Consider the following 12,733-nt stretch of genomic DNA (forward strand, 5'->3'; position numbering starts at 1 on the left):
TATGAGCTCAACTCCCTTTTAATATGATCTTCCAACGTAAACAACGGCTGACTTTGGGTGCTGCTCATCAATAGTACTTCATGAAACGGATCACACTTTTCACAAATGCATATAGCATCACAACAGCGACTACTAGACATACGATGATTAAGTTTTTCTCTTGTTTTCTGAACATCGCCGAAGTCCGCCCCCTTAATTTCTATTGTTTTATTGTGGCGTATCAGTTCCTTTTTATTCCTCAAACCGATTGTAATTCCAATCTATTTCGCAAAATGTTGGGCAAAAGCCACCTATGAGGTAGAATAATAATGAAAGGAGATGTGAACAGTTTATGAAAATTGTATTTATAGAGCCTACACCAAGTCCTAATTCAATGAAGCTCCATTTAGACGAGAGTTTAGAGCCGGGTATCCGGAAAACATACAACCAGGATAATGAGCGGTCCGCCCCAACCTGGATAGCACAAATGCTGAAGATCCCTGGAGTGAAAAGTGTCTTTCATACCGCCGATTTTGTCGCCTTAGATCGTAAAGGAAATGCCGATTGGGCTGCGATTCTATCTCAAGTACAAGAGCAGTTCGGCCAAGAAACCGTGGAATCTACATGGAACCCAGATGATACGGAAATGGTTAGTTATGGTGAAGCGCAGGTATTTGTTCAATTTTTCCGTGGCATTCCGATGCAAATCCGGGTCAAATCAGGATTACAAGAGGAACGCATTGGACTCTCAGAGCGATTTCTATCAGCGGTAACAGAAGTAGCCACTTCTACACTCATTAAGGAGCGTAAGTTAAGTGACTACGGCGTTCGCTATGGAGAACTTGCAGACATCGCCCGTGAGATCGAGCAGGAACTAGAGGCCGCCTTTCCACCAGAGCGGCTGCAGGCAGTCATCGAACAAGCGATTGCCCACGGTCGTAACGAGAGCGAGTTCGTTGAGCAACGCCGTGAACTCAGCTTAGAAGAAATCGCATCGTCACAACAGAGCGAGGATTGGCAAGTCCGCTACGCCGGACTCGAGGCGTTGCAACAACCGGGGCCGGAAGCCCTACCGATCATCGCGAAGGCACTGCGCGATCCCAAGCTGCAGCTTCGCCGCCTTGCCGTTGTCTATCTCGGCGACATCCGTACGCCGGAAGCGATGGAGCTTCTCTATGAGGCGCTGCGCGATGCCTCCCCTGTTGTGCGTCGCACAGCGGGCGATACGCTCTCTGACATTGGTGATCCCGCTGCAACAGAGGCGATGATTGCAACGCTCAAGGACAAGAGCAAGCTTGTTCGCTGGCGGGCCGCCCGCTTCCTTTACGAAGTCGGGACTGATAGCGCACTTGAAGCACTGCGGGAAGCCGCTGAAGATCCTGAGTTTGAAGTCGGCCTACAGGCGAGAATGGCACTAGAACGGATTGAATCAGGTGAAGAAGCTGCCGGAACCGTATGGCAACAGATGGCTAACCGCGACCGCAGTGGGAACGACGTTTAAACTTCTCTTACGTAATTAAGGGTACTGTGCCGTCCTCATAAGGACGGCACAGTACCCTTTTCGACGAGATATATAAAAATTGTAAACAATTAGACATTGCCGAGCTCAATTCCATGCTATATACTGTGAGTTGTTCAAAAACCAACAAAATATGTAGTACCCTCATCATTGAAACGATGAGGTAGAGGTCGCGATTGTGAAGAGTATCCCGGAGGAGGCGTTTGAAGCCGCTCATGAATCCCGGGGGAAAGGCACCTTCGCCGAAGTAAGACACTAGGCTTCAATCGGGTGTCATGCTGGGGCTGTTACCGAAAGGGACAGAACTGTCACGATTTCCCGTCATCCCGGCAAATCGTGTTGAGCTATCTTCATGGAGGAATGGTGCGGATACACAGTGTATACAATAAGACCGCAGAATCCTTTCTGCGGTCTTTTTTCTATGTGTGGATCGTCCCGCTACTTCGATCTCTAATAATTACGGGGAAGATCCCTATTTGAAGGAGTCGTATAACATGAGTAACAAAAAAGTTGCATCCGTTAACAGTCTAAAGCCCGGTCTCAAGGCTCGTCACATGACAATGATAGCACTTGGGGGTTCCATCGGAACAGGACTGTTTCTCGCAAGTGGTGGAGCTATCGCCACAGCAGGACCTGGTGGCGCCCTTCTCGCGTACACCGCAGTTGGCATAATGGTCTATTTCCTAATGACCAGTTTGGGGGAACTTGCTACCTACATGCCGGATTCTGGTTCCTTTGAGACCTATGCTTCAAGATTTGTTGATCCATCACTAGGGTTCGCCATGGGCTGGAACTTCTGGTACAACTGGGCGATTACGATTGCAGCCGAATTGTCTGCAGCAACACTGATTATTAAATACTGGTTCCCCGAGAGCTCCTCGCTGATGTGGAGTGTACTATTCCTTGCTATTATTCTAGGAATAAACGTTCTTTCTGTTAAAGGGTATGGGGAATCTGAATATTGGTTCGCAATGATCAAAATTGCGGTAGTCGTTGTTTTTCTCGTTATCGGGGTGCTTATGATTTTCGGTATCCTTGGGGGAAAAGCTGTAGGATTCAGTAATTTCACGACGGGTGACGCACCCTTCCATGGTGGATTCCTTGGCGTTTTGGGTGTGTTCATGGCAGCCGGTTTCTCGTTCCAAGGAACGGAAATGGTTGGTGTCGCAGCTGGAGAAAGTGATAATCCACGTGAACATGTCCCACGTGCCATTCGCCAAGTATTCTGGCGGATCCTGATCTTTTACATTCTAGCCATTCTAGTCATCGGCCTGCTCATCCCTTATACTAATCCGGATCTGCTTAAGGATGGTATTGAAAGTATTGGCGTTAGCCCCTTCACACTCGTATTCGAAAAAGCGGGGCTGGCTTTCGCAGCTTCGGTCATGAATGCTGTCATTCTATCCTCCGTTCTGTCAGCCGGCAATTCGGGGATGTATGCTTCATCACGGGTACTATACTCGCTGGCTAAACGTGGTAAGGCGCCAAAATTCCTTGGCAAACTAAACCGTAACGGCATTCCAATGAACGCCCTGCTGATGACAACACTCGTTGGTATGACCGCATTCTTTGCCTCTCTGTTCGGAGATGGTGTCGTCTATACTTGGTTACTAAATGCCTCTGGTATGTGTGGTTTCATTACTTGGCTTGGCATCGCTATTAGCCATTACCGTTTCCGTCGGGCTTATTTGGCTCAAGGTCGTGACCTTAATGATCTTCCCTACCGGGCACGTTGGTTCCCATTTGGACCAATCTTTGCCTTCGCTCTTTGCTTGGTTGTGATCCTGGGTCAGAGTATGTCTTCTTTCAATGGCGATAGTATTGATTGGTACGGTCTAGTCGTCACTTATATCAGTGTCCCATTATTTCTGATTCTGTGGCTCGGTTATAAATGGAGCAAGGGAAGCAAGCTAATCCCACTTAAAGATTGTGAACTCGATGCCCCATCTGAGCGCTAGAATAGAGTAGCGCTCACTCCCGTGGCATCGAATACACTAATTTCGATAGGCTAGCCTAGGATGTTCTATTTCATCTCCCAATGTATCTCGACCCGCCAATCTTCGGTTTCTTCCAGAGGTTCCGTGAGATAGCTAATATTCTTAATATTTAGCTCATACAAACTACCTAGATCCTCTAGAAGACTTTTCTCTAGTCCGGAATATCTTAAGGTAACTGTCAGTTTATTCTTCTTAAGTCCCTGCTTCACTTTGGACTGTAGCCCTGTTGAATTCGTGACAACAGCAGTAGCATCATATAAGTTATAACCTAGCTCATCCTCCATCGCTTGATAGAAGGCTGTTACCTTTCCGCCCTTCTTGATCAAGCTTTGGAGGTTTTCTTTATATGAGGAGGTAGCGGAAGGATATTTCTTGGTCCATATATGATCTCTTCGCATCTCTTCATCGTTCTTAAGATAATACGAATATCTAATTCCGCTTAGGGAGTCCTGGATCGGGTCATCCCACGTCGTGTCGATGTGATACCACTTTTTATCCAGTAAAACCAGATTCCAGGCATGAGCCTGTCCACCAGCATTCCCCTCAATAATTAGGTTCTCTATCCCCGCACCTTGTAACAATTTATAAGTAAGGAGCGCATACCCCTGGCACACAGCCTCACCTGTTCGTAGTCCCTCATATGCCGTATATATTTTTAAATCCTCGTCATATTTCAAATTGATCACCACATAGTCATGGACGGCCTTAACTCTCTGATGATCATTCATGCTTGGCTTGATAATTTCTTTCAATATGGCTTGGACTCTCTCATTCACATAAGCAGATTGTTCCGCCGTCTCACGGTATACGATATTAATCGTAATTTTCGCAGCACCTGTGGTTCCCCGCCAAGAGTATGCATAACGGTCAACGATGTATTTCGTATAAGGATCGCTGTCGAGCGCCCCGTTCATCGCATCCTTCAACATGGTCTCCAAGTTTTTCGTAGATCCTTTATATTTAAAAGATAGGGAAGTTTGGCGCATAGCCATTCCCTCCGCAATTTTCGATTGAATTTGCTCAGAAGAGGATACAGAAGCTATGTCTGCAGTAGCGTATACTTCAACGACTCCCCATTTTGATGGGATGGATCCAAATAGAATGACGCCAATAATTCCCGCAGTTAGCCATCGTTTATGTACGTTCAGTCTCATCTTCTCCAACTCCTTCTCCCATTGGTTCTTCTTACTCTTCTTACTCTTCTTACTCTTCTTACTCTAAGCTTCCAGAAGCTTGATAGCGGTCCAAGCTCCCTTTGAGCACATTGTAACACAGCTAATATTGCAGAAGGTTTCTAGTTTTGTCGAGCTAACACGAATGAGATTTTTCACACTATATAATCAATTCTATTTCTAAAAGTGACGCAAATTTGACTTATTTTCTCAGTTAATTTCCTACATAACAACACAGATTTAGGTATAATAAATAACATGATTCTTTGTGATTTTTATCATATCAATTTAAATTATTAACAGGAATGGAGAGACAAGGACTATGACCATAGTAGATACTTCAGACATTTCCGTACAAATGTTTGTTGCAGTAATGTGCTTTGTACTTATTATTGCCCCTCTGGTAAGCCTAGGCGCCTTACGGTTGTTCCAAGGTAAAAAGAAAGCCGGACTTAGCCTAATCGGCGGCGGCATTCTCAGTTATTTCGTATTCCAACTTGTCTCTGGTCTATTCCATTAAACTTAGTGAAATCTATGAAATACAGCAAAAAGAAGAACAGATCTCGTGATCTGTTCTGAAGTGCACCCCTTAGAATAGACATTGGAAAAACCCCCGGGTTTAGCCGATGAAATTCTAGGGGGTGCATTTTTTATGCCAGCAAAGAAGGGTCAGAAGTTTAAGCATTATCCTGAGTCTCTTAAAGTAGAAGCGGTAGGACTGTTTATTGAGGATGGATGGTGCTACAGAAAGATTGCAGAACACTTAGAAATAAACGATAAAAACCGTGTTAAGGTTTGGGTGAGGAAGTATCGGACAGAAGGACAAGCTGCATTTGAAGATAGACGTGGAGATCCACACAAGGCTGAAACAGAGCAAGAGCGTGAGTTGCGTCGTTTGCAGTTGGAGGTAGATGTCCTAAAAAAGTGGTTACAAATCTTGAATCGGGAGGGTTGCAGGATAGATATGTCGTCATCGACGAACTTAAGCATAAACAAACCGTAAAGGAGCTCTGTGTATATTTGGGGATTAGCAGAAGCGGTTACTATGCTTATTTAAAGCGCAAGAATAAGCATATTGACGAGGATTTGAAGCTTAAGATCCGTATCATTTATGAGCAACGTAACAAGACTGTAGGATACCGTCGTATACAGGATGAATTGTATCGCCAATATCGTCTTGTAGTGAATCATAAGAAGGTTCTACGACTCATGCAGGAACTAGGTATTCAAGCGATTATACGCCGTAAGTACGTCCATAGAACAAGTCATGAGGCGGCTGTTTCGGATGGAAGGATCGCAGAGAACTTGTTGAACCGAGACTTTAAAGCCGATAAACCTAATCTGAAATGGGCAACAGACGTTACGCAATATCGTGTTTTTGATGACAAGATTTACTTATCTGCCATTAAAGATCTGTGGAATAACGAAATCGTCGGATACCACATTAGTAGGAATAATGACAATCCGCTTGTCTTAGAGACGTTTCGAAAGGCGTTTGAAAAGCATAAAGACGTGACCGGGCTGATCGTTCACAGCGATCAAGGAAGCCAGTACACGTCTCATGCTTACCATGACATGCTGCCACAGGTTGGAGCCCAAATCAGCATGTCACGTCGAGGGAATTGTTATGACAACGCCTCAATCGAGAGCTTCTTCTCTCATCTTAAAGTCGAAGCACTCTACCCTTATGATATACGAAGTACCGATGAGGCACAAAGAAGAATTGAAGAATTTATTCGTTTTTATAACGAAGATAGAGCACAACGAAAATTAAACAAGCTGACTCCTGTTGAGTGATCTTACCCCCGTCAAGTAGACATTAATAAAACTGAAGTACATTAAGCAGCCTTAGTTCGGTATTCCACTGGACTAAGGTTGTTTAATTTTTTCTGAAACCTATCATAATTGTAAAACCGTATGTATTCATGAATTGCGGAGATCAATGCTTCCTCTGATTGAAAAGACTGGATATACATACATTCTGCTTTGAAATGTCCAAAGAAACTCTCCATGCAGGCATTGTCCAAACATTTTCCTTTTCTAGACATACTTACTTTCATCTTGTATTGGGTCAGAAGTTTATTGTACAACCTAGAAGTGTATTGATAACCTTGGTCACTATGGAGAAGAACTCCCTCCGTTTTGCGTACACCGCGAGCAAGCTCTACCGTGTCTATGACAAGCTGTAAATCGTTTCTAGTACTTATTTGGTATGAGATGACTTCGTTGTTAAAAAGGTCATAAATGGTGGAAAGATATAAGTTTTTTTGGTTATACGGAATGTAAGTAATATCTGTGACCCACTTTTCATTGGGTTGGGATGCATGAAAATCGCGGTTCAAAATATTGTCTGAAGTTACATAAGTCTCCTTTTTGCCATGAAATCGTTTCTTTCTACGAATCTTAGATTTGATCCCCATTTCTTTCATCAAACGATAGACCCTCTTATGATTAACATGTATGCCATGCGTCTTAAACAACCATGTTTGTATTCGTGGATAACCGAAAATGCCGTGTAAACGTTGATGCACTTCCATGATCTTTTCCTTCAGCTCCTCATCCATAAGTTGCTTTGACGACGGAGTGAGCATTCTTCTTATCCATTTGTAATATCCACTTCTAGATACTTTTGCGATTTCGCACAGTAACGTGATGTTGTATCCAGTAGATACTAATTGTTTAACCAGTTCATATTGGGAGACTTTACTTACTCTATTCTTTGCCCCCTTTGTAGCGCCCACAACTTTTTTAAGTACTCATTCTCAGCTCGGAGCCTAACTAACTCCTCTTCCGGACTTAATGGATTTTTGCGGGGTCTTCCCTTAGTCAAACCTTTTGTTTTACCCCGTTTCTCCTCCAGTGCGGATGCCCCTTCTTTTTCATAACGCTTCACCCAACGTCTAACAGATGGTTCAGGTATATTCAGCTCTCTTGCTACTCGTTTATAACCCATTCCAGCTTCTATATACATTTGTACCGCTTTAAGTTTCATCTCGGTGGTATAGCTTTGTAGTATTCTGCCCATAAAAAATCCCCTCCAAATATCAACAATAAACGTCATTCTTTTTACTGTCTACTTAAAGGGGATAATATCAGAGTACAGGAACCAGCTTGTGTCCTAGGTGTTTTTACAGTGTCTACTAATTGGGGTCTTGACCATTCTCCTATAATAGAGCCAAGGGGCTCTTTTTTTGTTTCTCACAAGCTTACTAGGCCAGAGCACTCTCAAATTGAGTTTTGTTCATACCCAGGATAACGCTCCTTCTCTCAGCCTTAATATATCAAACTATTATACTGAAGAAGGCACTGTTTCATGCTCCAAGTTCTCAATATACTTCTCACAATCGATAGCTGCCATACATCCACTACCAGCAGCGGTAATCGCTTGACGATAACGAGTATCTTGCACATCGCCACAAGCAAACACTCCTGGGATATTCGTCTCTGATGTTCCTGGCTTCACAATAATGTAGCCGTTCTCGTCTGTATCAATTGCCCCACCAAGGAATGCGGTATTGGGATGATGACCAATGGCCACAAACACGCCACTAGCATTAATAATCTCCTCTTCACCTGTATCATTGTTGCGCACTTTGAGTCCGGTTACACCCTTCTCATCCGTTATAACCTCAAGCGGTGTACGGTTCAGTGCCCATTCCACTTTCTCATTCCCACGTACACGGTCCTGCATAATCTTGGAGGCGCGCATCTCGTCACGACGATGTACCAGTGTCACTTTCGACGCAAAACGAGTTAAGAACCCAGCTTCTTCTAGCGCAGAATCTCCGCCGCCCACGACGATAATTTCCTTGTTACGGAAAAAGAAACCATCGCAAGTTGCGCATGTGCTCACACCACGTCCGATATTATCCTGTTCTCCGGGAATACCCAGATACTTCGCAGTAGCTCCGGTTGATAGTACTAATGTATCGGTAATTAGTTCACCGATTCCTTCCACTTGAAGCTTAAATGGACGTTGGCTCATGTCTACGCTGTTCACCCAGCCAGTACGGAATTCTGCGCCAAAACGTTCTGCCTGCTTGCGCATATTATCCATCAATTCCGGTCCCATAATCCCCTCAGGAAATCCCGGGAAATTCTCTACTTCTGTTGTGGTAGTTAGTTGACCACCTGGTTGTGGTCCTTCAATCACAAGTGGACTCAGGTTAGCTCGTGCCAGGTAAATAGCTGCTGTAAGGCCAGCTGGCCCTGTACCTATAATAATAGATTTATACATATATATAAGTTCCTCCTTCAAGGTAAGTACGCTAGTCTCTTGCTTTAATTATGTTGAATGGCTAGCGTACTGTCAATATTCGTAACGGAGGGGTTAGGTGAAGTTTAAATGAAGGAATGATGAAGTTACTCCAAGTTAGCGCAATAAACGCAGTCCGTTAAGAATAACTAGAAGAGTGCTACCTTCGTGACCTACCACACCAAGTGGTAAGGGTAATTCTTGAACAAAGTTACCTATAATAAGTAATGTGATGACACCAGCTGCAAAAATCAGATTCTGCTTCACGATCTTTCGAGCACGCCTAGCCAACTCAATCGTCTCAGCAACCCGCTCCAGGTTATCATTCATTAACACAACATCCGCTACTTCCAGCGCTGCCCCACTGCCTGCTCCGCCCATCGCCACACCAACTGTCGCCGCAGCAAGCGCAGGCGCATCATTAACACCATCGCCAACCATAACGACATGACCATGCTTTGCGCGTAACTCCCCAACGTATTTCACCTTATCCTGTGGTAACAGATCGCCATATACCAAATCTATACCCGCTTCCCTAGCAACAGACTGCGCCGTTCCACTCCGGTCCCCTGTCAACATCACTGTAACTACCCCAAGCTTATGTAGCTTGGAAAGAGCAGCCTTCGCTTGTGGACGAACCGTATCTTGCAATGCAATCAATCCTGCATAATTGTCGCCACATTGAATAACGGAAACCGTATTCCCATCATTCACTAAAACCTGGAGCCGCTGGCGCAACGATTCTGGTAAACTAGGATCATTCTCATCCGCTTTGCCAATACGCCAGAGGATCCCGTCAATTCTCGCCTCAATCCCCCAACCAGGAAGTGCTTGCAATTCCTCCGCAGCTTGAATCCCTAGTCCTTCCTCTTCTGCTTTTCTAACGATAGCACGAGCAAGTGGATGTTCTGATAGACTCTCTGCAGCAGCGCAAGCGGAAAGCAATTGTAATCGATCATACCCATCCGCAGCAAATAGCTCCGTTACCATGGGTAGCCCTGCCGTAAGTGTTCCTGTTTTATCAAATGCAACTACCTTAGTCATCCCCATATTATCCATGTGCGCTCCGCCTTTAAAGAGTACACCACCTCTGGCACTCTTTGACATGGCCGATAACATAGCGGGCATAACAGATGAGACTATGGCACAAGGAGAAGCAACGACTAGAAATACCATGGCTTTGTAGAATGCAAAAGACCATGCCCAATCTAAAAGTATGGGGGTTAACAATATGAACCCCATGGTTACCATAACTACTCCTTTGGCATATACACCTTCCAAACGCTTAATAAACCGTTGTGTTTCAGGCGTCTCATTCTGCGCCTGCTCCACTAGAGCAATGATCTTAGCGAAGAGTGTCCCTTCCGCCGGACTTGTCACTTCCACATAAAGCGCACCTTCACCATTGAGCGTACCTGTGTAGACTCCATCACCTACACCTTTATCCACAGGGATGGATTCACCTGTTATCGTCGCTTGATTAACCGCGGATCCGCCACTCCGAATAATACCATCGGCCGGAATAACCTCCCCTGGTCGCACTAATAACAAATCTCCTATGCTCAATTCTTCCACCGCAACTCGTTTCATTCCGTCACCATCGACTCGAAGCGCTGTTTCTGGCTTCAATGCGATTAATGCGGAAATATCCTTCCGGCTTCGCTCACTTGCAAACGACTCTAGCGCACCACTAAGTGCAAAGATGAATATTAACATTGCACCTTCATTCCAATATCCAATGGACGCAGCACCCAGCGCTGCAGCAATCATCAACAAATTAACATCCAGGTCACGATCCTTGTATAAGGTCAATAAACCTTCCTTGGCTTTCAAATACCCACCCAGTACATAAGACGCAATATAGAGCAGTACCGAAAATGGTTCCGACCAATTTCCAATCCCCCAAGCTGCCAGCATCAAAGCTCCACTACATATCACCATCAATATTTCTTTATGACGTAACATCGCTAGAATTGAGGCGCGAGGCCGACGTCCCGGATCTGGCTGATTCATTGATTTCTGTGTAGCAGGCATCACCCTGTGTATGGCTTGCATTTAAATCCCCTCCACTTTTGTAATGGTCAATTGAGAATGAATACTATTGTTAATGCCCTGAAAATGACACATGCTGCCCCGGGAATCCCCGGAGCAGCATGTTATTGAGAATGATAATCATTGTTGTACTAGGACAACAGTTTTTCCTTTGTGAAACTTTAATTTTATTTTAACCCTTCTGCTTACTTCTGTAAATACAGATATTTCTATTCAATAAAAAAAAGATCGCTATTCCGGGAATCATTCAACCCTGAATAGCAACCTTTGCTCGATTATGCTAATTCACTATTTAGTTAGGCGTCTTACTCCACCACCTACAATTGGCTGGCTTCAATCGCCTGTTCTAGATCATAAATGATATCGTCGATCGATTCTGTGCCGACAGATAAACGAATGAGTCCTGGATTAACTCCCGCTGCTAGTTGCGCCTCTTCCGAGAGTTGCTGATGCGTCGTGCTGGCTGGGTGAATAATCAATGATTTGGAATCTCCAACATTGGCAAGATGTGAGAACAACTTCACACTCTCGATCAACTTACGTCCTGCATCCACTCCGCCTTTGATTCCAAAAGTCAGGATTGCTCCTTGACCCTTTGGTAGATATTTCTGTGCAAGTTCATAGGATTCGTGGCTAGGAAGTCCAGCATAACTAACCCACTCCACTTTGTCGTGCGCTTCTAAATACTTTGCCACTTTTAGGGCGTTCTCACTATGACGTTCTACCCGAAGATGGAGCGTCTCCAGTCCTTGAATCAATAGCCATGCATTAAACGGTGCTAATGATGCACCCAGATCCCGTTGCAATTGTACACGCGCCTTAATAATATAAGCGAGCGGTCCTACAGCATCCGTGTATACCACACCGTTGTAGCTAGGATCTGGATTCGTCAAGCCAGGGAACTTGTCGTTCGCTGTCCAATCAAATTTACCGCTATCCACAATCACACCACCGATCGATGTCCCATGTCCGCCGATAAACTTTGTAGCGGAATGGACCACGATATCGGCACCAAATTCGATGGGCCGTAGCAAATACGGACTTGGGAACGTATTATCCACGATCAATGGAATACCATGTTCATGGGCAATTGCCGCTACCGCTTCGATATCAAGCACATCTCCTTTCGGATTACCAATGGTCTCTGCATACAACGCCTTAGTCTTATCCGTAATAGCTGAGCGGAAATTTTCTGGATTGGAGGAATCAACAAACTTCACATCAATGCCTAACCTTGGTAATGTATTAGCAAACAAATTATACGTACCACCGTAGAGCGTTGCAGACGAGACGATCTCATCACCCGCTCCAGCGATATTAAGAATGGAGAAAGTTATTGCAGCCTGTCCAGATGCTGTAGCAAGTGCGCCGACTCCGCCCTCAAGTGCTGCGATCCGCTTCTCAAACACATCGTTAGTTGGATTCATAATACGGGAATAGATATTACCAAATTCCTTCAAACCAAATAGGTTCGCAGCATGCTCTGTATCGCGGAAACCATAGGAAGTCGTTTGATACAATGGTACGGCCCTTGAATATGTAGTGGGATCAATTTCCTGGCCCGCATGGACAGCAAGGGTTTCCAACGCAAGTTTACGCTCTTCAGACATGAATAATTCCTCCTTAGAATAAATACATTTAATTTGATTTAATTAATGTTTTGTATATTCTCTCACAAAATCATCCATTTGAACATAGCAAATCCGATAAAACCTATGTGAATTATTATAAAATTAAAAAACCCGCCAATACCCGGCGG

The 12,733-nt window shown here is 44.6% G+C and carries 11 protein-coding genes and 1 riboswitch; of the genes, 5 read left to right on the forward strand and 6 right to left on the reverse strand.

Annotation, left to right across the window (positions count from 1 at the left end):
• The first annotated feature begins 331 nt into the window (after positions 1-331).
• Both NST85_RS24550 and NST85_RS24555 read left to right on the forward strand, forming a co-directional pair.
• Complete coding sequence (locus NST85_RS24550) at positions 332-1,480, forward strand: virulence factor (RefSeq protein ID WP_341190639.1); 1,149 nt, start codon at positions 332-334, stop codon at positions 1,478-1,480.
• A 174-nt stretch (positions 1,481-1,654) separates the two neighbouring features.
• A riboswitch (Lysine riboswitch) is annotated at positions 1,655-1,853 on the forward strand.
• Positions 1,854-1,992: 139 nt separating this feature from the next.
• Complete coding sequence (locus tag NST85_RS24555) at positions 1,993-3,456, forward strand: amino acid permease (RefSeq protein ID WP_127193549.1); 1,464 nt, start codon at positions 1,993-1,995, stop codon at positions 3,454-3,456.
• Positions 3,457-3,521: 65 nt separating this feature from the next.
• Here NST85_RS24555 and NST85_RS24560 read toward each other — a convergent pair whose 3' ends face one another.
• Positions 3,522-4,649, reverse strand: a complete 1,128-nt coding sequence (locus NST85_RS24560; RefSeq protein ID WP_127193550.1) for a transglutaminase domain-containing protein — start codon at positions 4,647-4,649, stop codon at positions 3,522-3,524.
• Between the two features lie 340 nt (positions 4,650-4,989).
• Here NST85_RS24560 and NST85_RS24565 point away from each other — a divergent pair, with 340 nt between their 5' ends.
• The 3 genes from NST85_RS24565 to NST85_RS24575 all read left to right on the forward strand — a co-directional run bounded on the left by NST85_RS24565 (position 4,990) and on the right by NST85_RS24575 (position 6,464).
• A complete protein-coding gene (locus NST85_RS24565) occupies positions 4,990-5,187 on the forward strand; it encodes a hypothetical protein (RefSeq protein WP_127193551.1) in 198 nt (65 codons plus the stop codon).
• A gap of 132 nt (positions 5,188-5,319) precedes the next feature.
• The gene (locus tag NST85_RS24570; RefSeq protein ID WP_127193234.1) at positions 5,320-5,670 is read left to right on the forward strand and encodes a helix-turn-helix domain-containing protein; all 351 of its coding nucleotides are present in this window, start codon (positions 5,320-5,322) and stop codon (positions 5,668-5,670) included.
• Entirely contained in the window at positions 5,619-6,464 is an 846-nt protein-coding gene (locus NST85_RS24575; protein ID WP_341190640.1) for an IS3 family transposase, read from the forward strand. Before NST85_RS24570 ends, NST85_RS24575 begins: the two co-directional genes overlap by 52 nt.
• Positions 6,465-6,505: 41 nt before the next feature.
• Here the strand turns inward: NST85_RS24575 and NST85_RS24580 are convergent, their stop codons facing one another.
• The 5 genes from NST85_RS24580 to NST85_RS24600 all read right to left on the reverse strand — a co-directional run bounded on the left by NST85_RS24580 (position 6,506) and on the right by NST85_RS24600 (position 12,584).
• Complete coding sequence (locus NST85_RS24580; RefSeq protein WP_341190458.1) at positions 6,506-7,408, reverse strand: IS3 family transposase; 903 nt, start codon at positions 7,406-7,408, stop codon at positions 6,506-6,508.
• Complete coding sequence (locus NST85_RS24585; RefSeq protein ID WP_341190459.1) at positions 7,375-7,692, reverse strand: helix-turn-helix domain-containing protein; 318 nt, start codon at positions 7,690-7,692, stop codon at positions 7,375-7,377. The genes NST85_RS24580 and NST85_RS24585 overlap by 34 nt, the downstream gene beginning before the upstream one ends.
• A 264-nt stretch (positions 7,693-7,956) precedes the next feature.
• Positions 7,957-8,904, reverse strand: coding sequence for a thioredoxin-disulfide reductase (trxB, locus tag NST85_RS24590; RefSeq protein ID WP_127193552.1), 948 nt, complete (start codon positions 8,902-8,904; stop codon positions 7,957-7,959).
• A 135-nt stretch (positions 8,905-9,039) separates the two neighbouring features.
• Positions 9,040-10,977, reverse strand: a complete 1,938-nt coding sequence (locus NST85_RS24595; RefSeq protein ID WP_341190641.1) for a heavy metal translocating P-type ATPase — start codon at positions 10,975-10,977, stop codon at positions 9,040-9,042.
• A gap of 314 nt (positions 10,978-11,291) precedes the next feature.
• A complete protein-coding gene (locus NST85_RS24600; RefSeq protein WP_127193554.1) occupies positions 11,292-12,584 on the reverse strand; it encodes a homocysteine synthase in 1,293 nt (430 codons plus the stop codon).
• Positions 12,585-12,733 lie beyond the last annotated feature (149 nt).

This window comes from Paenibacillus sp. FSL K6-2524, assembly GCF_038005525.1.
Classification (GTDB): domain Bacteria; phylum Bacillota; class Bacilli; order Paenibacillales; family Paenibacillaceae; genus Fontibacillus; species Fontibacillus anaericanus.